Source organism: Streptomyces sp. HUAS 31, assembly GCF_028198125.1.
Classification (GTDB): Bacteria; Actinomycetota; Actinomycetes; order Streptomycetales; family Streptomycetaceae; genus Streptomyces; species Streptomyces chartreusis.
The window spans coordinates 284,743-307,117 of sequence record NZ_CP116353.1 but is presented as its reverse complement, the minus strand read 5'-3'; the positions used below and the strand labels follow the sequence as shown (position 1 = coordinate 307,117).

Here is a 22,375-nt window from a genome sequence, read left to right as displayed (position 1 = left end):
TCCGGCTGCTCCTCAGGGATCACCAGGCGGTCGCCGAATGCGGGTCCGAGGACGAGGCCGCCCGATGGGTGGCAACCGCGACGACATCTCCCCACGTGGCGGGGGACGAGGTCGACATCGGGCGCTCCGACGCGACGGAGTGGCTGTCCCGGCACGGCGCCGAGTACGGGCTGTGCCAGATCCACCGGAACGAACCCTGGCACTACGAACCGCGCACCGAGGCGATCGAGCACGGCTGCCCGCGTATGTATGCCGACCCCACCCAGGACCCGAGGATGCAGCAGTGACCAAGAGCGAGCGAGGACAGGCGATGACGCGGGTCGAGGCGGGGGAGAGCCGAGGTACGGAGGGTATCCCGGCCCCCGGGTCCGGTACCCGGCGCGCGCGCATCCGCCACTCGGTCCGCGCCCTCTCCCGGCCGGGTCCCTGGAAGCGCGGCCGTGCGCTCGCGGCGATGGCCGTGCTGCTCGGCCTGCTCATGCTGCTGCACGCGCAGATCACTGACCGCGGGGGTCTCGGCAGCCTGGTGGAGAGCTTGCTGCCGTGGTTCGGCGTGTTCGTCCCGGTGCTGCTGGCCGGTGCGCTGTGGCGCCGGTCCGCTTCCGCCGTGGTCGCGCTGCTGCTGCCGGTCGTGGTGTGGCTGAGCCTCTTCGGCGGGCTGCTCGCCGACAAGTCCCGCACGGGCGGTGACCTGACCCTGGTCAGCCACAACGTCGGCGCCGGGAACCCCGACCCGGCCGCCACCGCCCGCGACCTGGCCGCCACCGGGGCGGACGTGCTGGCGCTGGAGGAGATCACCGCGCAGGCCCGAGGCACGTACGAGAAGGAACTGGCGAAGACGTACCCGCATCACACGGTCCTGGGCACGGTCGGGCTGTGGAGCAAGCTGCCGCTGTCCGACACCCGGCCGGTCGACATCCAGCAGGACGTCGGGCCGATGGGAGACGCCAAGTCGGACGACGTGAAGCTGCCGTACAACCGGGCGCTGCGCACCACGGTGGCCACCGACGAAGGCCCCCTGGCGGTGTACGTGGCCCACCTGGGATCCGTACGCGTGATGCCCCGGAACGGCTTCTGGACGGACAGCCGGGACCGCAACGCGACGGCACTCGCGGAGGCGCTGGCCGCCGAGCGCAACGAGCGGGTCGTGCTGCTCGGCGACCTGAACGGCACCGTGGACGACCGCGCGTTCGCCGGCATCACCGCACAGCTGCACTCCGTCCAGGCCGAGGCCGGGGACGGCTTCGGCTTCAGCTGGCCGGCGAAGTTCCCGGTGGCACGGATCGACCAGATCCTGGTCCGCGGTGTGGAGGCGGAGAGCTCCTGGGTGCTGCCGGCCACCGGCAGTGACCACCTGCCGGTGGCGGCGGGAATCAGCTGGTGAAGGCGGCCGTGCGCAGGGGGCGGAGACTGAGGGCCCAGGCGGTCAGGCCGAGTGCTGGTACGCCGAGTAGGTCAGGTAGCCGTGGTCGCCGCCCTCGAAGTACGTCGCCTCGTCGGCGGGGGCGATCGGGAGGCCGGTGCGCAGACGCTCGACCAGGTCGGGATTGGCGATGAAGGCGCGGCCGAAGCTGATGAGGTCGGCTCCCAGGCCGAGCCAGTGGTCCGCGTCGGTCCGGCCGGCCTGCTTGGGGCCCATCGGCAGGACCGGGTTCATCACGAGCGTGCCGGGCCAGATCCGGCGCAGAGCGACGAGCGTCTCTTCGTCGATGGTGGCCTCGAGGTGGATGTACGCCAGACCGAGCCGGGACAGCTCGGTCAGGAGGGCGGCGTAGAGCTCGGCGACGTCGGCCTCCTCGATGCCCCAGAAGGCGCCACCGGGGGAGAGGCGGATCCCGGTCCGGTCCGCGCCGATGGCTTCGGCGGTCGTGGTGACCGCCTCGACTGCGAACCGGATCCGGTTGGTCACGGAGCCGCCGTAACGGTCCGTGCGCAGGTTGGCGTTGGAGGAGAGGAACTGCGAGATGAGATAGCCGTTGGCGCCGTGGAGCTCCACACCGTCGAAGCCGGCGTCCACGGCCCGGCGCGCGGCGTCCGCGTACGAGCGGACGTGCTCGGGCACTTCGGCCGTGTCCAGGGCGCGCGGAGTCGGCGCCGGCTGACGCCCGCTGGGGGTGAACACCTCGCCGACGGCCGCCACGGCCGAGGGGCCGACGGGCTGCATCCCGGTGGTGTCGGGGTGCGACACCCGCCCGCCGTGCATGATCTGGGCGAAGACCCGGCCGCCGTTGGTGTGCACCGCGTCGGTCACCGTCCGCCACGCGGTCACCTGATCGTCGGTGTGCAGGCCCGGGGTGCCCGGGTTGGACTGACCGATCAGGTTCGGCTGCACGCCCTCGGTGACGATCAGGCCGGCAGTGGCCCGCTGGGCGTAATAGCGCGCCATCGAAGGCGTCGCCAGACCGCCGGCCGCGGCCCGGACCCGGGTCATCGGGGCCATCACCACCCGGTTGGGCAGCAGCAGGTCGCCGAGCCGGTAGCCGGTGAAGAGGGTCGTCACGTCGTGTCTCCTTGGTCGGTTCCGCGTGATCCGTCGTGCCCTGATCGGCACACCGGTTACGCTAAAACCTGACACTGACGTCAGAGGCAAGGGTTGTGCCCCGGATCACAGGAGGGAGGGCGGCGGCATGAGAATCGGCGAGCTCGCGGCACGGGCCGGAGTGAGCGTCAGGTCCCTGCGCTACTACGAGGAACAGGGCCTGCTCACCAGCACCCGCAGTGCCAGCGGGCAGCGGCACTACACGGAGGCCCACGTCGAGCGAGTCACCTTTCTCCAGCGCATGTATGCGGCAGGCCTGTCCAGCCGGACCATCGCCGAGCTCCTGCCGTGCGTCGACTCACCGAGCGAGACCACGTCCGATGCCGCGCTGGAACGGATGGCCGAGGAGCGTGAACGGCTCTCCGCGCACATCGAGGAACTTGTCCGTACCCGGGACGCGCTCGACGTCCTGATGGCCACGAATCGGGCCCACCGCGCGGGCCTGAGCCCGACCGTGACAGGCTGAACTCTCCCGTCGGAGCCTCGGCCGAGGCGTCGGCCGGCCGGTCTCTTCACCTCGTTCACCCGCTCGCAAATCGGCTTTCGTGCCCGGCCGAGCGGGAGTTAGTGTTCGCGCAGCGAGTGACTCAAGAGGAGCGAGGACATGGTCGGTCGTCCCGGCACGCGTTGACATTCGAGCCGTAGCGCCCTGTCATCGCGTGCCGCCCATGATGCGCGGCACAGCGAGCCTTCCTTTCCCGCTGCCTGAAACGACCGGTGCAGTGCGTCTTTACGTGCACCGGTTCGCGGGTCTCGTCTTCGCTCATCCGTGGGGTCCCCGTGCCGTTCTCTTCCTCCGCCGTACCCGATTCCGGTGGCTCTGTTCCTTCTGTTCCGTCAGGCCTGTGGCGGGACCGCGATTTCCGCCGACTCTGGCTGGGTCAGACAGCCTCTCAACTGGGCGAGCACGCAAGCCTGGTGGTACTGCCGCTGTTCGCCGTCCTGACGCTCAACGCCGGTGCCGGGCAACTGGGGGCCCTGCGCGCGGTGGGGCAGGCGCCGATCCTGATGCTGTCGCTCTTCGTCGGCGCGTGGGTGGACAGGTGGCGGACCCGCATGGTGATGGTGCTGGCGGACGCCGGTCGAGCTCTCACCCTGGGCGCCGCCGCCGTGGCCGGCCTCCTTGGTGTGCTCGATCTGCCGGCGTTGCTCGTGGTCGCGTTCGTCGTCGGGGCGCTGTCCGTGTTCTTCGACGTGGCGTACCAGGCTTCCCTGGTACGCATGGTGAAGCGCGATCAGTTGGTGCGGGGGAACAGCGCGCTTGAGGGCAGTCGGTCGGCTGCGCAGATCGGTGGTCCCGCCCTTGGCGGCGCGTTGGTGTCCTTGCTGTCGGCGGCGGTTGCAGTCGCTTCGAGCGCGGTGTTCTTCGCGCTGTCATTCCTGTCGATCCGACGGATCGATCACCGCGAACGCATTCCGGCACGCTCGGAAGAGCGACCACCGCGGGTCTGGCGGCAGATCCACGACGGCCTCCGCTTTGTCGTCAGCGACTCCTCGCTGCGGACCGTGTGCCTGGCATCAGCCGCGTTCCAGTTCTCCTTCGCGGCCGTGATGACCGTCTATCTGCTGCACCTGCCAAGGGACCTGCACCTGTCCGGCACAGCCGTTGGGCTGGCACTCGCGGCGACGGGGCCGGGCGCGCTCCTGGGCTCGCTGCTGGCCGCCCGCCTGCCGAACCGCTTCGGACACGGCGCTGTGCTGGTGTCCGCAGCGGCACTCGGCGACGGTGTGTTCCTACTCGTGCCCGCACTGGGCGGGGCGCCGGCGGTGACGGTCCCCGCGCTCATTGCGGTCAACTTCGTCTTCGGGACCTTCAGTCAGCTGGTGAACGTCACGGTCATGGCCATCCGTCAGACGGTCACTCCGGACGGGATGCAAGGCCGCGTGGCCGCGACGATCAACTTCGTCGGCATGGGGCTGACCCCGCTCGGCTCGCTGCTCGGCGGGTTCCTAGCGGAGGTGTGGGGGACACGGGCCGGCCTCCTGGTGACCGCCGCGGGCATGCTTCTGTCACCGGTGCTGATGGCCCTGTCGCCTCTGTCTCACCTGGGCCGAACGCTTCCCGCCCCGTCCGAGACGCCGGCCCAGTCAGCGTGACGACTTCGCCAGATCCGCCAGCCACGGATGCCCGGGGTGCACAAGCTCCAACCATCCACTCAGGGCATCACGGCGTGCCCGGCCCAACAGCGGCAGCACTTCCTCGAAGTCCACCTGGTCCTTGGGGCGTGCTGCCTTGGCCTTGAAGAGCAGTACCAACTCGGGCACCAGATACGGGATCCCGTCCGCGGTCCACTCGATGACCTCGTCGTACGGCAGTCGAATGCTGTCGTCCCGTCGGCAGATCCACGTCCGCCCCTGGTGCGGCTCACGGAACACGTCGAACAGGAACTGACCACTCGCGGGATCTCGGGTCCAGGTCTGATGCGTTGCCGCAAGCACCTCAGCTCCTGCCCCCGCCCAGACTCGACCCGAACCCACCGCGTCGAATACGTACTCGGGGAAGTGGCCCCGAATTTCGGAGAACCCTGCGGCCGGCACGGCGATCTCCAGATCGCTGTGGTGCCGCGACTGCCTGCCGCGGAACAGGTCCAGTGCCCACCCCGCTGCAATGCACCAGGGTGTGCTTGCTCCAACCAACCGCGCAGCGACCTGTTCCGGCCGCCAGGCATCTGCCCACCGGGCGTCCAACTCGTCCGCGTCCAGCACGATGCCGCCGTGCGGCAGTGATTCGGTCATCGGTACAACGTAACCTCGCAGTCCGATTGGGGCGCAGCCCAAGGAGAGAGCCGCCGTCGGACCGGAGGTGGACGAAGACCGGCCCCTAGGCCGTCTCCTCGTCCACCGTGCGTGATGCGGCAGCCGGAGAAGCCGCATCTGGCGTGCGCTGTGAGTCCGGCCGGGGTGGCGCGGTGAGATTGCGGACCTGCGGCGAGAACAGGGCCGCGCATGTGGCCAGGGCGATCACGGCAGCACAGCCAGCCAGTGCCTTCTGGGTGCCGATTGCGTCGGCAACGGGTCCGGCCACGAGCAGCCCGAGCGGGGCGAAGGCCAAGGAGCCGAACCAGTCGTAGGAACTGACGCGGGAAAGGGCCTTCTCGGGGACCTCACGCTGGATGGTCGTGGACCAGAGCACGCCGAAGACGTCCGAGGTGACACCCGAGCTGAACATGGCCACCGCGATCAGCCAGACCGGGGCCGAGGCGGCCAGCAGGGCGATGGGCAGGGCGGCCGGGAGAGTGGCCAGAACCGCGACCAGGATGGGCCTGTTGACCCGGACGCGTGCGGCCAGGCCGGCGCCGGCGATGGTTCCCAGGGCCTGCGCCGCGACGATGACCGACCATGCCGTCGCTCCGCCCAGGTCCTCCTCCGCGACAAGCGGCCCCAGGACGCCGACGTTGGCGTTGAGCGCTGCGACGACAACCGCGTACTGGGCGACGACGACCCACAGCCACTGCCGGGACGTGAACTCCCGCCAGCCCTCCTTCAGATCGTCCCAGCCCGAGGAGCCCTTCGCCGCCCTGCCGGGCACGCGCAGCCGAGTGGTCAGAAACGCGCTGACCACGAAAGACGCGGCGTTGAGGGCCAGTGCCCAACCGGCGCCGATCCACGCGACGGCGACACCGGACAAGGCCAGCCCGAGCAGTAGGGAGCTGTTTGTGCACACCCGCAGCAGCCCGTTGGCTTGTTGGAGCTTGTCCTCCTCAACGACCAGCGGGACGAGGCCGGCCATCGCGGGCGAGAACAGTGCGGTCGCGGTCCCCGCCACGACGGCCAGCACGCACATCAGGATCATCGGCGCGTGACCGGACAGCACGAGGCCGGCCAGCCCGGCGTAGGCGGCGGCCCCCACGATGTCGGCGACGACCATCAGGCGTGCCCGTGACATGCGGTCCGCGATCACCCCGCCGATGAGGATGAACACCAGCTGAGGGAGTGCCTGACAGGCCACCACCAAAGACAGCCGCCCCGGCGTCGCCCCGGGCAGGCCCAGCACGGCGAATGCCAACGCCACGCGGGCAAAACCGTTGCCCAGCACCGAGATGGTCCGAGCCGTAGCGAGCAGAAGAAACTGCTGGTCACTCCACAGGGAGGACCGAACGGGGGTGGTAGACACGGCGACGGACTCTACGGGGCGGCACCGATGCTTCCGTCTTCAATCAGCCATCATCGTTGCCATTACGCTGTCACCGGCGCAGCCACCATTGCACATGACCCGGGGAGATCATGAGCCGACCACTTCTGTTCCTCGACGTGGACGGGCCCCTCAACCCTTACGCGGCCAAGCCGACGAGGCGCCCAGAGGGCTACACCACCCTCCGGGTGCCCCGAGGTAGTGCGGATTCCCAGGACCACTACGAACTCTCCCTCCGCCGGGGACCTTTGCGGGTCTGGCTCAACCCGGCGCAGGGACAGGCTCTGCTGCAGCTCGGCTACGAACTGTGCTGGGCCACCACATGGATGGCTGATGCCAACCGGTGGATCGGCCCGGTGCTCGGTCTACCTGAGCTGCCATTCGTCGACTTCGGCGACCGCTTGTTCCAAGACCGCCCTGACGGAGTTCACTGGAAGACCGCCCCGCTGGTGGAGTACGCCAACGGCCGTTCCTTTGCCTGGGTGGACGACGAACAGAGTGATTCGGACCAGGCGTATGTGACCGCCCACCACCGCGCACCGGGACTTCTGCACCACGTCAACCCAAGGATCGGCCTGCGCGAAGACGACTTCCGGACCCTTGCCGACTTCGCCCGATCATTGGGCAGTGCACAGGCTGCCGGCTGAACTTGTCCTTTGGGGCGCCACGGGTTGCCGGACGGGCCGGAAAGGCTCAGGCCTTTGCGGCCTTGGCGGCGGCCTCCTCCGTCTCGGCCCGGGCCGTCGTCAGTGTGCCGCCCGCGCTCTCGAGGTGGGCCCGGACGAACCACTGGAACTGTTCGAGGTCCCGAAGCTGTTCGATGAGGAGGTCCTCCGTCGCCGGGTCGATCTCACCGACGACCTTGATCGCGGCGCGGACGTCCTCGATGACGCCCGTGTAGACGACGTCCAGCGCGCCGAGGTGAGCGATGGCGTCCTCGCGGCCGATCGAGTAGTCGTCCCAGGTGCGCTCCTTGACCAGGGAGCCCGGTGTGCCCTGCGCGACACCGCCGAGCGCGGCTATGCGCTCGGCCACGTCGTCGGCCATGTCACGCACCCTGTCGACCTGCGGATCGACCATCTGGTGCACGGCGATGAAATGGGGTCCGACGACGTTCCAGTGAATGTGCTTCAACGTGAGGTGGAGGTCGTTCAGCGCGTGCAGCCGCAGGCGGAGGACGTCGATGATCCGGCCGGCCGCCGCTCGCTCGATGCCGGGCACCGTGTACTTGGGGGTGAGGTCCCTCGTCATGTTCGCTACTCCTCTTCCGGTAGTGAAATGAAGTAGGAGTTCAGGTGCCCCTTTTTCGTGATCACAGACCTGTGATCCGGCTCTTGTCGGGTGATCCGGGCACGGTTCTCTAGGCCACCCGGACGCCCACGATGCACGTGTCGTCGTCCGTGTCCGACTTGCTGTAGGTGAGCAGACGGTCCAACTGCTGGTCGAGCGTGGGCGGGACCGTGCGCGCGGCTGCCAGGAGCTGGGTCAGAGACTCCTCCACGGAGCGGTCACGGCGTTCGATCAGGCCGTCCGTGTACATCAGCAAGGTGTCGTCGACGGCCAGTTGGACCTCGTGTTCCTCGTACGTCGCCTCGGGCACGGCACCGATCAGCAGGCCCTTGACCAGGGGCAGGGGCGTCGCCTCGCCGTCGCGCAGCAGGACCGGCGGCAGATGGCCGGCCCTGGCCCAGCGCAGGGTGCGACGCTCGGGGTCGTACAGGCCGCAGACGGCCGTGGCGGTGACGCCGCCGGTCAGATGGTGGGCCACCATGTTGAGCCAGGACAGCAACTGGGCGGGTCGGGCGCCGGTCACGGCGAGGCCGCGCAGCGCGTTGCGCAGGACCACCATGCTGGTGGCCGCGTCGATGCCGTGCCCGGCGACGTCCCCCACGCACAGCAGCACCAGCCGGGACGGCAGTACGACGGCGTCGTACCAGTCGCCGCCGACGAGATGCTGGGTCTCCGCGGGCCGGTAGCGAACCGCCACCTGGAGTCCGGGCGCGTCCAACGGAGCCTGCGCCGGAGGCATGATCGCGTGCTGCAACTGGAGGGTGAGCCGGTTGCGTTCACGGGCCTGCTGCTCGGAGTGGGCGAGCTGGTCCCGTGTCGCGGCGAGCGCGACCTCCGTCCAGTGGTGTGCGGAGATGTCCTGGTAGGCGCCGCGGACGACCAGCAGGCGGCCGTCGGAGTCGAGTTCCGGTTCGGCCACCACGCGGATGTGCCGGGTCACACTGTCGGGCCGTTGCAGCCGGAAGGCCGTGGACGCGGGACTTCGGTGGTGCAGCAGCGTACGCAGGAACCTGCCGATGGCGACCGCGTCGTCCGGGTGGGCATGGGCGGCCAGATCCTCCAACGGGATCGGGCCGCTCGCGGGGGACTTGCCGTAGAGGCCGTAGAGCTGGACGTTCCAGGTGATCTCGCCGGTGAGGAGGTTCTCCTCGAACCCCCCGATGCGGCCGAGGCGTTGGGCGTGCTGCAGCAGGCTCGCCAGCCTTGCCGTCTCGTCCTCCATGCGCCAGATGAGCAGGACGCAGCTGCCGTGCCGGCTGATGTTGATGTCGGCGACCGCCGCCAGCGGGACGTCGTCGACCAGCGTGGTCAGCCGCATGCGGTGGGCGCGGAACGGCTCTCCGGTGGCGTAGACCCGTTCGATCTGCTCGAACAGCTCGCTCTCGCCGGCGGCCATCGGGTACGCCTCCAGGAGCAGCGAGCCGTTGACGACAGCTCGGGGCCGGCCGCTCGGGTCGAGGAAGCGGCCGTTGACGTGCTGGATACGGAAGTCGAGCAGTTCCCCGGCGGGGTCCAGATGCGGAACGAGCACCAGCGTGGGGTCGTGCAGGCTGTCCGCCAGGTCCATCAGCTCGGTGACTTCCGGCAGGACGCCTGGCCGCCAGTCCCCGTCGGGGTGGCGCGGGACGGAGGTTTCCAGCGTGTGCGCGCACAGCTCGGCCAGGGCCTCGACCTGACGGACGATCTGCGGAGGCTGAGGTTCCATCGGAGCGGGCCAGACGATCTCGAGCACGCCGAGGATCCGACCGCCCGTGTCGGCGGGTACGGCCGCCCGGCCGCCGTCGGGATATTGGTGCTGTCCTATGGATGGCAGCCCGGTCTCGGACAGACAGCCGATCCAATGGCCGGTCAGCTCCCCGACCCCGCCCCCGCCCCCGAGCCCGCGGCGCGCCACTGTCGCCACACCCGGTGGCACATACCGCCAGCGTCCCGCTTCCGCGGCCGTGAAACCGGCGCTGCCCGCCAGGGTCAGCGAGCCGTCGCCGCCCAGCGACCAGATGGCCACCGCTTCCGCACCGAGCGGCCGCAGGGCGTGTTCCATCAGGGAGTCGGCTACGGCCTGGGCGTCACGAGCGGCCAGCGCACCGCTCTCGGCGGCCCGCAGCATCAGGGCGTAGGAGTTGTTCCTCAGCGAGGCGGCCGCTTCGCCTCCGCCCGCCGTGTGTTCGAGGAAGCCGGTGGTCACCTCCGACAGCCGGTCACCCGAGGCCTGGTCGATGACCTCGACGGCGAATTCGAGAGGTGACATGCCCGCCTGCTCGGTCAGCTCGGCGAGTTGCCGTGCCGCCTGGGTGGGTCCGCACCCGAGCCGTTCGACGAGGATGCCCTTGGCCAGTTCGATCAGGGCGCGCCCGTCCGCCTCGGTCTGAGCCGCCCGCACCTCACGGCGCAGCCGCTCCACGGTCGCCGCCAGCCTGCCGACGGGGGAGCGCTGCGTGTCGTCGTCGTCCTGTCCGGCCACGTCGATCCCGGCGCGGGCCACGGGCGCCGCGGTGGGCAGCAGTTCGGCGCCCGCCGGAGTACCGGCCGTCTCCGGCGCGGTCGGACGGTGGGGATCGCTCACGGTTGACCTGTTCCTCGGCTGGGACGTCCGAGGACGCCAGGCGGTCGGCTGATACGCACGGCAGCGGGACCGCCCGTCACGTGGTCAGCCAGCGCTGGACGCGGCCGATGAGGTCATTGGTGTCGACGGGCTTGGTGACGTAGTCGTTCGCGCCGGACGCCAGGCTCTTCTCCTGGTCCCCGGGCATGGCCTTGGCGGTGACCGCGATGATCGGCAGGTCCGCGTACTGGGGCATCGAGCGGATCTCCGCGGTTGCGGCGTAACCATCCATCTCCGGCATCATCACGTCCATCAGGACCAGCGCGATGTCCTGGTGGGCGAGCAGCGTCTCGATGCCCTCGCGACCGTTGTTCGCGTGCAGGACGTGGAAGCCCTGCAGCTCCAGTGCCCCGCTGAGGGCGAAGAGGTTGCGCGCGTCGTCGTCGACCACGAGCACCGTACGGCCGAAGAGCGTGTTGTCGACGACCTGAGTGATCGCGCGCTGGGATTCCTCGGTGCGCACCAGTTGGAGCACGTCCCCGGGTTCCTCGGCGGACAGATGCAGCGTGATGCGCTCGCGCAACTCGTCCAGGCTGGAGAGGAAGGCCAGCGGACGGCCCTCCGCCCGTGAGCGCAACGACTGCTCCTGGGCCAGGTCCACGTGATGTCCGGTGTGCACGAGCACGGGCACGCTGGCCAGCGCCGAGTCTCCCTCGATGGCCTGGATCAGGCGCGTTCCCGCGTCGTCGGGCATGCCGAGCTCCAGGACGACGCAGTGGCAGGGTTCGTCGGCCAGGGTGCTCGCCGCCTCCTGTGCCCCGACCGCCGTGATGATGTCGATGCCCGCGAGCGGGTCGTCGGCATCGGGCGCGATGTCCGCGACCGCCCGCTCGGCGACCAGGGTGAGCAGCCCGCGCGTACGGCCTTCGACGACGAGCAGTCTGCGTCGGCGCCGCCCGGGAGCCTTGGCCGGCGGTGCCTCGGACGGTGCGGCCGGCGGGAGCTCGGCGGGGTGCGGCTGCTCCACCGGCTGTGCGCCACTGCCGAGTACGCCCTCGTAGTCGGCGCGGGCCACGGGGAGATACAGCGTGAACGTGCTGCCCTGGCCGGGCGTGCTCCGGACCGTGACGGCACCGCCGAGCAGACGGGCGATCTCCCGGGTGATCGACAGACCGAGACCCGTGCCGCCGTACTTGCGGCTGGTGGTGCCGTCCGCCTGCTGGAACGCTCCGAAGATCGTCTCCAGTTGCTGTTCGGGGATGCCGATACCGGTGTCCTTGACATGGAAGGCGACGATCGGACTGCCGCGGTGGACGCTCATCGGAATCTCGCCGTCCGCGGCGGGTTCGATACGCAGCTCGACGCCGCCCTCCTCGGTGAACTTCAGGGCGTTCGACAGCAGATTGCGCAGCACCTGGCGCAGCCGGGAGCCGTCGGTGAGCAGGTCGAACGGTGTCCCCGGCGCGGTGGCCACCGAGAACTCCAGGCTCTTCTGCGTCGTCATCGGGCGGAACGTCGCCTCGACGTACTCCACCAGCTCGCGCACCTCGACGCACTCGGGAGTGACGTCCATCTTGCCCGCCTCGACCTTCGAGAGGTCGAGGATGTCGTTGATCAGCTGCAGCAGGTCCGAGCCGGCGGAGTGGATGATGCCCGCGTACTCGACCTGCTTCGGGGTGAGGTTGCGCGAGGGGTTCTGCGCCAGCAACTGCGCGAGGATCAGCAGGCTGTTGAGCGGGGTGCGCAGCTCATGGCTCATGTTCGCCAGGAACTCCGACTTGTACTTCGACGCCAGCGCCAGCTCCTGCGCCCTGGTCTCCAACTCCTGCCGTGCCTGCTCGATCTGGAGGTTCTTCGCCTCGATGTCGCGGTTCTGCGAGGCGAGCAGGGAGGCCTTCTCCTCCAGTTCGGCGTTGGAGCGCTGCAGTTCGTCCTGCTGCACCTGCAACTCCGCCGACCGCTCCTGGAGTTCGCCGGTCAGCCGCTGTGATTCCCCGAGCAGCTCGTCGGTGCGCGCGTTGGCCACGATGGTGTTGAGGTTGACGCCGATGGTCGGCATCACCTGGGCCAGGAAGTCCTGGTGGATCTGGGTGAAGCGGGTGACGGAGGCCAGCTCGATGACACCGAGGACCTGGTCCTCGACCACGATGGGCAGGACCACCAACGCGCTGGGAACCGTCTGTCCGAGGCTGGAGGAGATCGTCACATAGCCCGGTGGCAGCTCTTCCACGCTGATGGGCCGACGGTTGCGCGCGGCCTGCCCGACCAGGGAGCGCCCGACCCGGATGCGCTCGGGCCGGGTGGTGTCGTCGGGATAGCCGTACGAGCCCACCAGCCTGAGCTGGGGCTTGCGCGCGGTGTCCTCGGCGGCGTAGAAGGCGCCGTACTGCGCCGAGACCAGCGGCGCGAGCTCGTCCATGATGAGCTCGGCGACCACGGGCAGGTCCCGGTGGCCCTGCATCAGGCCGGAGATCCGGGCGAGGTTGGTCTTGAGCCAGTCCTGTTCCTGGTTGGCCCGGGTGGTCTCCCGCAGCGAGCCCACCATGGAGTTGATGTTGTCCTTGAGCTCGGCGACCTCGCCCGACGCCTCCACGGTGATCGAGCGGGTCAGGTCGCCCTCGGCGACGGCGCTGGCGACCTCGGCGATCGCACGGACCTGGCGGGTGAGGTTCCCGGCCAGTTCGTTGACGTTCTCCGTCAGCCGCTTCCAGGTGCCCTCGACGCCCTCGACCTCCGCCTGCCCACCGAGGCGGCCCTCGCTGCCGACCTCACGTGCGACGCGGGTGACCTCGGCGGCGAAGGACGACAGCTGGTCGACCATCGTGTTGATGGTGGTCTTGAGTTCCAGGATCTCGCCGCGGGCGTCGACGTCGATCTTCTTCGACAGGTCGCCGCCTGCCACCGCCGTCGTCACCAGCGCGATGTTGCGGACCTGGCCGGTGAGGTTGTTGGCCATGGAGTTGACGTTGTCGGTGAGGTCCTTCCACGTGCCCGCCACGTTCGGCACATGTGCCTGACCACCGAGGCGTCCCTCGGTGCCCACCTCGCGGGCGACGCGGGTCACCTCGTCCGCGAACGCGGAGAGTGTGTCGACCATGGTGTTGATGACGTCCGCCAGGGCGGCGACCTCGCCCTTCGCCTCGACCGTGATCTTCTGGGACAGGTCACCGCGGGCGACAGCGGTGGCGACCTTGGCGATCGAGCGGACCTGGCCGGTCAGGTTCGACGCCATCACGTTGACGTTGTCGGTCAGGTCCTTCCAGGTACCGGAGGCGCCACGGACGATCGCCTGACCGCCGAGGTTGCCCTCCGTGCCGACCTCGCGGGCGACGCGGGTGACTTCGTCGGCGAAGGCGGAGAGCTGGTCGACCATCGTGTTGATGGTGGTCTTCAGCTCCAGGATCTCGCCGCGGGCGTCGACGGTGATCTTCTGGGAGAGGTCGCCCTCCGCGACGGCCGTGGCCACCTGGGCCACGTTGCGGACCTGTGCGGTCAGGTTCCCCGCCATGAAGTTCACGGAGTCCGTGAGGTCGCGCCAGGTGCCCTTGACGCCCTTCACGTCCGCCTGCCCGCCGAGGCGGCCTTCGGTGCCGACCTCGCGGGCGACGCGGGTGACTTCGTCGGCGAAGGCGGAGAGCTGGTCGACCATCGTGTTGATGGTGTTCTTGAGCTGGAGGATCTCGCCGCGGGCGTCGACGGTGATCTTCTGGGAGAGATCTCCCTGCGCGACCGCGGTGGTCACCTGGGCGATGTTGCGGACCTGGGAGGTGAGGTTCCCCGCCATGAAGTTGACCGAATCCGTCAGGTCGCGCCACACACCGCCCACGCCGGGCACCTGCGCCTGACCGCCGAGACGTCCCTCGCTGCCGACCTCGCGGGCGACGCGGGTGACTTCGTCGGCGAAGGCGGAGAGCTGGTCGACCATCGTGTTGACGGTCTCCTTGAGCTGAAGGATCTCGCCCCGGGCGGGGACGTCGACCTTCTGCGACAGATCGCCCTTGGCGACCGCCGTCGCCACCTGTGCGATGTCGCGGACCTGGGTGGTCAGGTTGCCCGCCATGGCGTTGACCGAGTCGGTCAGGTCGGCCCAGGTGCCCGAGACGCCCGGCACCTCGGCCTGGCCGCCCAGCGTGCCCTCGGTGCCGACCTCACGCGCCACCCGGGTCACTTCCGAGGTGAACACGGAGAGCTGGTCCACCATGCCGTTGAAGACGGTGGCGATGTCTCCGAGCAGACCCTCGCCGGACGGCAGCCGGGTGCCGAAGTCGCCGTCTCGCACGGCGGTGAGCCCGGCCAGCAGCTGCCGCAGCTCCTGCTCGCCGGAGGCCCCGTCGACGGCCTCGATCGTCTTGCTCGTCATGCGCATCCTCGTTCCGCTCCCCAAGAGCCCTCACACCGAGGACTCGGAACCGCGCCGGGCCTGTGAAGAGCCCACTCACCTGTCACGTTTGTGCTGTTCACGGCTTCGACCTGGTGAGGAAATCTGGTGAAGATTAACTCAGTTGTCGAGCGACAACAAAAGCCTCGGGCAGGGGGCGGAACAGAGCGAAAGGCCGCTGCCCGGAGCGCATGTTCTGAGTGACCGCGGGTACCTGGACAAGTTTGGTGCGGCCATTCTGTACGCCCGCGTACGGGACCAGGAAGGGCGTCCCATCGACGGCCCGGGCACTACTCCGCGGATGAGGAGGCACGGTACGGGGTACTCGTACGGCCCGTCTGGAGGGCCTGGGCCGTGGAACTCACCGAATGGCTGTTGACCGCGGCCGAACGCGGCAACGGTGCCACACGTCTGGACGGTCGCCGGACGGATGGAACTGCCTGGTCGCGCGGCAACCTGGTGCGGCCCCTTGTCCACGGGGCGACGTACTTCCGGGAGCTCCACCGCGCGATCGGAGAGCAGCGCGCAGGGGACCTGCTGCTGTTCACCGACTGGCGCGGGGACCCGGACGAGCGCCTGGACGGCCCGGGCAGCGAGATCGGCCGGGTCCTGGCCGAGGCGGCCGAGCGCGGAGTGATCGTCAAAGGGCTGCTGTGGCGTTCCCACCTGGACCGCTTCCAGTTCAGTGAGGCCGAGAACCGTCATCTCGGTGAGGAGATCGAGGCGGCCGGCGGTGAATGCCTGCTCGACATGCGGGTCCGGCCCGGCGGCTCGCACCACCAGAAACTCGTCGTGCTCCGCCACCCGCACCGCCCCGAGCGCGACGTCGCCTTCGTCGGCGGCATCGACCTCTGCCACAACCGCAACGACGACGCGACGCATCGAGGCGACCGGCAGTCGCTGCGCATCGCCGCCGCCTACGGCCCGCACCCACCCTGGCACGACGTCCAGCTCGCGATCCGCGGACCGGCCGTCGGTGACATCGAGGCAGTGTTCCGCGAACGCTGGGAAGATCCCGCGCCGCTCACCCGCAGCCCTCTCGTCCGCCTGCGGGCACTCGCCCACCGCGAGGACACGGAAGCCGACCGGCTCCCGCCCCAGCCACCCGACCCCTCACCACTTGGCACCCAGACCCTCCAAGTCCTGCGCACCTATCCCAACCGGCTGCTGCGCGGATACGACTTCGCCCCCGACGGCGAGCGCAGCATCGCCCGCGGCTACCGCAAGGCGCTGGGACGGGCCCGTGCCCTGATCTACCTGGAGGACCAGTACCTGTGGTCACCGCACGTGGTGGAGTCCTTCGCCCAGGCGCTCACCGCCCATGACGGCCTGCGCCTCATCGCCGTCATCCCCTCCGTCCCCGAACAGGACGGCCGACTCACCCTGCCGATGAACCTCATCGGCAGGATCACGGCCCTGGAGAGGCTGCGCCGTGCCGGAGGCGGACGCGTCGCGGTGTACGCGCTCGAGAACCACGCCGGCACACCGGTGTACGTCCACGCGAAGGTCTGCGTGATCGACGACGTGTGGGCCTCGGTCGGCTCCGACAACGTCAACCTCCGCTCGTGGACCCACGATTCGGAACTCACCTGCGCGGTGATGGACGAGGCCACGGACCCGCGCGAGCCGCACGACCCGGGCGGCCTCGGGGACGGTGCCCGCGCCTTCGCCAGAGAACTTCGCGTGGAACTCTCGCGTGAACACCTGGACATGGAACCGCCCCCGACTCCGCCCGCGCCCGACCCGCTCTGCGATCCCGCGCGGGCCTTCGACGCCTTCGCGGCGAGCGCCGCCGCACTGGACGCCTGGCACGAGAACGGCCGACACGGCCCGAGACCACCGGGCCGCTTGCGGACGTACGTCCCGCCGAGTCTCTCGCGCACGACCAAGGCGGTCTGCACGCCGCTGCACCGCCTCCTCATCGACCCGGACGGCAGACCCTTCGGACTGCGGCGCCGCAACGGCTTCTGACCGCCCGATACTTTGCGCGGATCAACCCGGGTTCCATCTCCGCCGGCCTCAGGCGAAGGGAGCGGGCGTCGAGTGGCCGGTTGCCGCGGCCGAACGGTTCGTCGACTCAGCGATGCTCTCTCGCCGCTCCTCCTGCCGTCCATATCCGCCCGGCCAGAGTCAGGGCCCGGAGGGTCGCAAGCAGGATCGGGGTGAGGGAGATGGCCAGGCCACCGATGGCGATCGAGTAGAAGCAGAAGGCGGCCACGATCGGTTGCGGGTCCGTATCGCCCGCGGCGAGCCAGCGCAGAGCCATGATGGTGGTGAGCAGCAAACAGGCCGAAACTGTTGCCCACAGCAGCGCGAGACCGGCGAGGAGAGCCGACTCTCGCAGCCTCTTCCACGAGTGCGCCACCCGACCGCCCGTCCGGACGCCCGTGGACTCCCCGCCTAACTCGGCGACATCCCGCTCGATCTGCTCCGTCGCCTCTTGCCACCGGCTGACCAGGCGTTTGGCAACCTGGTGATGCTCCACTGCCCCCACAAGCCAAAGCACCGGAGCAACAGCTGCAACCGTCGTCGCGTAATCCCCAGACATCTTCATGATCACAGTCTGGCCTCGCGGCTCGGGTCGGCGACAGGGCTCCCCAAGAGCGGTCTTCGCCGGCGGCCCGGCCGTGGCCGGTGGTACATGCCGGGCGGCTACCCGATGTTGCGGTACGGCCGCGAACGCCGATGAGTGCGTTGCCGGTCGGGCAGGACTTGGGTTGGCCCAGGCATGGACGATTGGTTCGAAGTGCTGGACGACGCGCACCAGACCCGACCCGATGCCGCGCCGTGCCGCTACTGCGCGTGTCTCCTTGCCGCACGCCCGGCAGAGGACGCCCTGCCCGAAGCAGGGCAGGGCGACGAAGGCAGTGGCCTCGTGGGGTGGTTGCGCCTGTGCATGGTGCTCGTGGCGGCAGTGAGCGTAGGGCTGACGTTGTCCGGAGTGTGGGCGGGCTGAGCCTGCTCTCAGCCCTTCACCGCCCCCGAAGTGAGCCCCTGGACGATGTGGCGGCTGGCGAAGGCGAACAGGAGCATGGTGGGGAGGATCGTGAGGACGGCTGCCGCGGACATCGAGCCCCAGTCGATGTTGAAGCTGGAGATGAAGCCGTTCAGGGCGGTGGGGACGGTCTTGTTGCTGTCGCTGTTCATGAGCGTCACCGACAGGAAGAGCTCGTTCCAGCAGTTGACGAAGTTGAAGATGAACGCGGCGATGATGCCCGGGCGCATCACCGGCAGCAGGACCCGGAACAGCGCCGAGAACCGGGACAGGCCGTCGATCATGGCGGCCTCCTCCAGGGCGTCCGGGATGTTCTCGAAGAAGCCGCGCAGCATCACCGTGCAGAACGGGATGCACACCGCGATGTAGACGAGGATCAGACCGAAGCGGTTGTCGACGAGTTGCAGGTCGGTCATCAGCAGGTACAGCGGTCCCAGCGCGATGAACGACGGGATCATCTGGGTGACCAGCGCGGCCATCAGCAGGGCGGACTTGGTGCGGAACTCGAACCGGGCCAGCACGTACGCCGACAGCATCGAGATCGCGGTGGCCGTCGCGCCGGCCACGGTGGAGACGATGAGGCTGTTGGTGAGGTAGGTCCCGAAGTCGGCCGTGCCGAACAGGCCGCTGTAGTTCTCCAGGGAGAACCGCTCGGGCCAGTAGGCGAGCGGGAACTGGAAGATGTCGCCGGGCGCCTTGAGCGAGGTGACGGTGATCCAGTAGAGGGGGAAGACGGTGAAGAGCAGCCACACGCCGAGGAAGGCGAACTTGACCACCCGGCCGGCCGTGGACTCCTTGCCGATCATCGCCTCGCTCCTTTCTTCTCGCGCGTGGCCATGAGGAAGAACACCGCGAACACCAGCAGCGCGGCCACCACGAGGAGGCCGAGCGCGGAGGCTCTGCCGTAGTCGCCCTGCTGAGTGATCTTGATCATCCAAGTGGTCACGATGTGCGTCTCGTTGTTCGGCCCGCCGCCGGTCATGCCGAAGATCAGGTCGGGGAAGTTGAAGATCCAGATCACCCGCAGCAGCACGGTGAGTGCCAGCGTGGTGCGGATGTACGGGATGGTGATCTGGAAGAGCGTGCGTGCCTTGCTCGCGCCGTCCAGCGCCGCCGCCTCGTAGAGCTCGTCGGGGATCGACTGGAGCGCGGCCAGGATCATGATCGCGAAGAAGGTGACGCCGTACCAGATGTTGGCGATCAGCACGGCCACCATCGCCGTCTTCGGATCCGCCAGCCAGGCGACCGGTTCGTCGATGAGACCGGCCTTCTGGAGCAGGTCGTTGACGACACCGAACTCGCTGTTGAACAGCCAGCGGAAGAGGATGCCGATGAGGAATCCGGAGATCGCCCAGGGGAAGAAGATCAGTGCCTGGTAGAGGCCGCGGAAGCGGAAGTGGCGGCGCAGCCACAGCGCGAGCGCGAAGCCGATGACCAGCTGCGGCACGATCGAACCGAACACCCAGATCGCGCTGTTGCCGAGGACGGTGCCCCAGGCCGGGTCGGCGAAGACGTCGCGGAAGTTCTTCAGCCCGACCCAGGAGGTGTCGGTCAGGTCGGTCAGCTTCCAGTTGCGGAAGGCCATCTGGCCGCCCGCGATCATGGGGTAGTACGTGAAGACCGCCACGAAGACCGCGGCCGGCGCCATGAACGCGGCGATCTGAAGACCGCGCCGGGTGGTGAACTCCCGCCGTCGGCCCCGGCGGGGGAGACCCCGCTTGTGCGAGGTCTCCCCACTGCCCGGCGTCTTCGTCTTCGTCGCTGTTGTGGACGTGACGGACATGTCTACTGCTCCTGCTGCCACTTCTCGGTCCAGTACGCGTCCCAGCCCGCGACCAGCTTCTTGGGCGTGGTCTTGCCGAGGATCAGCTTCTGCACGTCGGCGTCCGCCTTCTGCTGCCACTCGGCCCACCAGGTGACACCGCGCGGCTGGGTCACGACCAGGTACTTGTCGGGCTGCTCGGTCATCGTGACGTAGCTCGACCAGGGGCCGGTCTTGTAGAAGGGGTCGCTGGTCGCCGACTTGAGGATGGGCACCAGGCTGTTCTTCTTGGTGAACGTCGTCGACGCCTCGCCCTGGGAGAGGAACTCGACCAGCTTGACCGCCTCGGCCTTGTGCTTGCTGCCCTTGGCGACACCCCACCCGGCGGTGGCCAGGGGCTGCACGGTCTTGCCGCCGGGCCCGGCCACCAGCGGCGCGGTGCCCCACTGGTCCTTCGAGATGGACTTGGACTCCGAGACCGTGGCGATCACCTCGGGGTCCTGGAGCAGGAAGGCCGTCGAGCCGTTGGAGAACGCCTCGACCATCTCCGGGTAGCCCCAGGCGACCGACGACTTGGGCGAGGCCCGCTTGAAGAGCTCGAGGTAGTTCTCCATGGCGGCCTCCGCCTCGGGGGCGGCGAAGATCGTGCGGCCGTCCTTTAGCTTGAAGCCGTTCGCCGGGTCGACCTGGTCGGCGAGGTAGGCCTCGATGGCGGCGGTGGCGTTGCTGTTGGAGTTGGCGCCGCCGCGGAAGGCGTAGCCGTAGCGCCGCTTCGCCGGGTCGTGGATGGCGGACGCCTGCTCCACCAGTTCCGCCCAGGTGGCCGGCGGCTTGCTGAAGCCCGCCTCCTTGATCAGGTCGGTGCGGTAGAAGAGGCTCAGGCCGTAGAAGCCGTACGGGACGAAGTACGTCTTGCCCTTGGCGTCCTTCGAGGCGTTGACGGCGTTCTCCGTCATCGCCTCCCAGCCCTTCCAGCCGGTGAGGTCCTTCTTCATGTCGTAGAGCCAGCCGTTGTTCGACCAGGGTCCGACGGTGATGTCGCGGACCTCCAGGACGTCCACCCCGCTGCCGGACTGGAGCATCTGCTGGAGCTTCTGGTCGGCCTGCTCGGTGGGCGGGGAGACCAGGTTGACCTTGACCTTGGGGTTCTGCTGCTCGAAGTCGGCTATGAGGTCCTTGAGCAGGTCGGTGCGGGTCGGGTTCGTCAGGCTCTCGACCATGTTGAGGGTGACTGTTCCGCTCGCCCCGGGGCTCATGGTGGAACAGCCGGTCAGAACCATCGCGGCGGCGGTGCCGAGCGCGAGAGCTGCCGTCCTTCTTCTCATTGTGCTGACCTCTTCCTTCAGTTTCCTCGTGCCCACTTGCCGAGGGCGGGGACGCATTCCTCGGCGAAGTACTCGTAGTCGGCGGCGGTGTTGTAGACGTGGGCGGACAGGCGCATGTAGCCGATGCCGTCGAAGCTGGTGAAGGCGGCCTCCACGCCCAGTTCGAGGGCCACCCGGTCGCGCAGGGCGTCGGCCTCGACGCGGTCGGCGGCGAGTCCGTCCGGGAGGCGCACCAGGCGCATGCCGGGGACGGGCATACCGACGTCGACCGCGCTGTCCGCGCCGGTCAGTCCGGTGACCGCGGTGCCGATGACCGATGCGCCGTAGTCGGCCAGGTCGTCCATGTAGCGGCGGGCGGCGGGCCAGCCCCAGGTGCGCTCGATGAAGCCGAGGGACGTCGGCGCGGCCAGGTAGGACGTGGCGTCGATCGTGCCCTGCTGGTCGAAGCGGTCCGGGTAGGGATCGGCCGCGGCCCAGGAGTCGATGAGGGGATACAGCCGCTCGCGCAGCGGGCCGCGGGCGACCAGGGCGGCCGTGCCGCGCGGGGCGCAGCCCCACTTGTGCAGGTTGCCGGTCCAGACGTCGTAGGTCGCGTCGGCGAGCGGCGAGTCGAGCAGACCGGGCGCGTGCGCGCCGTCGACGAGGACGGGGATGCCGCGTCGGCGGGCCTCCGCCCCGATGCGTTCCACCGGCAACCGGCGTGCGGTCGCCGAGGTGATCTGGTCGACGACGACGAGTTCGGTGGCGTCGCCGAGTTCGGCGACCACCGCCTCGTACGCCGCGTCCGTGTCCGCGTCCAGCGGCACGCGGGCGGTACGGACCCGGCCGCCCCAGCGCCGTGCCAGCCGCTCGGCCCCCATCGTCACGGCCCCGTAGCCGTGGTCGGTGACGACGATCTCCCCGCCGGGTCGCAGGGTGAGGGCGGCGTAGACGACACTCGCGCCGGCGCTGGCGTTCGGCACCAGGGCGAGGTCGCCGGCGCTGACGCGCAGGAAGTCGGCGAGCTCGACACGGGCCGCGGCGAGCCGCTGGGGGAGTGCCGGGAACCACACCACGGGTGAGCGTTCCATCTCCACGCGCAGCAGCTCCTGCCGCTCCTGAGCCACCAGCGGAACGGCCCCGAAGGAGCCGTGGTTGAGGTGCTTGAGGGCAGGATCCAGCGACCACGCCCGGTCGGCGGGCCGGCCGTCCGCCAGCAGCAGAGGGCGCGGTGCGGTGGTCACCTCGGTCTCGCTCACAGGTCTCCACATCTGGGCAGGGCGGGTTCACGGAAGGCCGGACTCCGCCAGACACGTTTGATGACTCGGCATCCTGCACCACCTTTCTCGGCGGAAACAAGGGTCGTACAGTGAAAGTCATCAGATGACTTTCGAGTGACACGCATCCGACACATCTGAGACTCGCTACAGTGC

At 69.2% G+C, this 22,375-nt stretch carries 16 protein-coding genes and 1 pseudogene; 6 read left to right on the top strand and 11 right to left on the bottom strand.

Annotation, left to right across the window (positions count from 1 at the left end; genetic code table 11):
• Positions 1-23: 23 nt before the first annotated feature.
• Together PGH47_RS01380 and PGH47_RS01375 are read left to right on the top strand one after the other, a co-directional pair.
• Positions 24-287 (top strand): annotated as a pseudogene (locus tag PGH47_RS01380) (peptidase M15); the annotation flags it as partial.
• Between the two features lie 167 nt (positions 288-454).
• Positions 455-1,384, top strand: a complete 930-nt coding sequence (locus PGH47_RS01375; RefSeq protein WP_271667946.1) for an endonuclease/exonuclease/phosphatase family protein — start codon at positions 455-457, stop codon at positions 1,382-1,384.
• 42 nt (positions 1,385-1,426) lie between these two features.
• On the opposite strand, the gene PGH47_RS01370 is transcribed toward PGH47_RS01375, so the two are convergent.
• A complete protein-coding gene (locus PGH47_RS01370) occupies positions 1,427-2,500 on the bottom strand; it encodes an alkene reductase (RefSeq protein WP_271661814.1) in 1,074 nt (357 codons plus the stop codon).
• A 127-nt stretch (positions 2,501-2,627) separates the two neighbouring features.
• On the opposite strand from PGH47_RS01370, the gene PGH47_RS01365 reads away from it, so the two are divergent.
• Both PGH47_RS01365 and PGH47_RS01360 read left to right on the top strand, forming a co-directional pair.
• Entirely contained in the window at positions 2,628-3,005 is a 378-nt protein-coding gene (locus tag PGH47_RS01365) for a MerR family transcriptional regulator (protein ID WP_271661813.1), read from the top strand.
• Positions 3,006-3,319: 314 nt separating this feature from the next.
• A complete protein-coding gene (locus tag PGH47_RS01360) occupies positions 3,320-4,636 on the top strand; it encodes an MFS transporter (protein ID WP_333937956.1) in 1,317 nt (438 codons plus the stop codon).
• Here the strand turns inward: PGH47_RS01360 and PGH47_RS01355 are convergent.
• On the bottom strand, positions 4,628-5,275 hold the full coding sequence (locus PGH47_RS01355; protein ID WP_271661812.1) for a nucleotidyltransferase domain-containing protein: 648 nt from the start codon (positions 5,273-5,275) through the stop codon (positions 4,628-4,630). The two genes, PGH47_RS01360 and PGH47_RS01355, sit on opposite strands and share 9 nt — an antisense overlap.
• Before the next feature lie 85 nt (positions 5,276-5,360).
• Complete coding sequence (locus tag PGH47_RS01350; protein ID WP_271661811.1) at positions 5,361-6,653, bottom strand: MFS transporter; 1,293 nt, start codon at positions 6,651-6,653, stop codon at positions 5,361-5,363.
• Between the two features lie 110 nt (positions 6,654-6,763).
• Between PGH47_RS01350 and PGH47_RS01345 the strand changes: the two genes are divergently transcribed.
• The gene (locus tag PGH47_RS01345) at positions 6,764-7,318 is read left to right on the top strand and encodes a hypothetical protein (RefSeq protein WP_271661810.1); all 555 of its coding nucleotides are present in this window, start codon (positions 6,764-6,766) and stop codon (positions 7,316-7,318) included.
• A gap of 46 nt (positions 7,319-7,364) precedes the next feature.
• Here the strand turns inward: PGH47_RS01345 and PGH47_RS01340 are convergent, their stop codons facing one another.
• The 3 genes from PGH47_RS01340 to PGH47_RS01330 all read right to left on the bottom strand — a co-directional run bounded on the left by PGH47_RS01340 (position 7,365) and on the right by PGH47_RS01330 (position 14,863).
• On the bottom strand, positions 7,365-7,922 hold the full coding sequence (locus PGH47_RS01340; RefSeq protein WP_271661809.1) for a Dps family protein: 558 nt from the start codon (positions 7,920-7,922) through the stop codon (positions 7,365-7,367).
• 109 nt (positions 7,923-8,031) lie between these two features.
• Positions 8,032-10,443 (bottom strand): SpoIIE family protein phosphatase, encoded by a 2,412-nt coding sequence (locus PGH47_RS01335; RefSeq protein WP_271667944.1) that lies wholly within the window; start codon positions 10,441-10,443, stop codon positions 8,032-8,034.
• A 157-nt stretch (positions 10,444-10,600) separates the two neighbouring features.
• Complete coding sequence (locus PGH47_RS01330; protein ID WP_271661808.1) at positions 10,601-14,863, bottom strand: HAMP domain-containing protein; 4,263 nt, start codon at positions 14,861-14,863, stop codon at positions 10,601-10,603.
• Positions 14,864-15,235: 372 nt separating this feature from the next.
• Between PGH47_RS01330 and PGH47_RS01325 the strand changes: the two genes are divergently transcribed.
• Positions 15,236-16,852: a phospholipase D family protein gene (locus PGH47_RS01325; protein WP_271661807.1), complete on the top strand. Its 1,617-nt coding sequence runs from the start codon at positions 15,236-15,238 to the stop codon at positions 16,850-16,852.
• 106 nt (positions 16,853-16,958) lie between these two features.
• On the opposite strand, the gene PGH47_RS01320 is transcribed toward PGH47_RS01325, so the two are convergent.
• The 5 genes from PGH47_RS01320 to PGH47_RS01300 form a co-directional block, all read right to left on the bottom strand.
• Complete coding sequence (locus PGH47_RS01320) at positions 16,959-17,435, bottom strand: hypothetical protein (RefSeq protein ID WP_271661806.1); 477 nt, start codon at positions 17,433-17,435, stop codon at positions 16,959-16,961.
• A 410-nt stretch (positions 17,436-17,845) separates the two neighbouring features.
• Complete coding sequence (locus tag PGH47_RS01315; protein WP_271661805.1) at positions 17,846-18,682, bottom strand: carbohydrate ABC transporter permease; 837 nt, start codon at positions 18,680-18,682, stop codon at positions 17,846-17,848.
• The gene (locus PGH47_RS01310; protein ID WP_271661804.1) at positions 18,679-19,659 is read right to left on the bottom strand and encodes a carbohydrate ABC transporter permease; all 981 of its coding nucleotides are present in this window, start codon (positions 19,657-19,659) and stop codon (positions 18,679-18,681) included. Before PGH47_RS01310 ends, PGH47_RS01315 begins: the two co-directional genes overlap by 4 nt.
• Positions 19,660-19,661: 2 nt before the next feature.
• Entirely contained in the window at positions 19,662-20,963 is a 1,302-nt protein-coding gene (locus PGH47_RS01305; RefSeq protein ID WP_271661803.1) for an ABC transporter substrate-binding protein, read from the bottom strand.
• 17 nt (positions 20,964-20,980) lie between these two features.
• A complete protein-coding gene (locus tag PGH47_RS01300) occupies positions 20,981-22,201 on the bottom strand; it encodes an aminotransferase class V-fold PLP-dependent enzyme (RefSeq protein ID WP_271661802.1) in 1,221 nt (406 codons plus the stop codon).
• Positions 22,202-22,375: the final 174 nt, after the last annotated feature.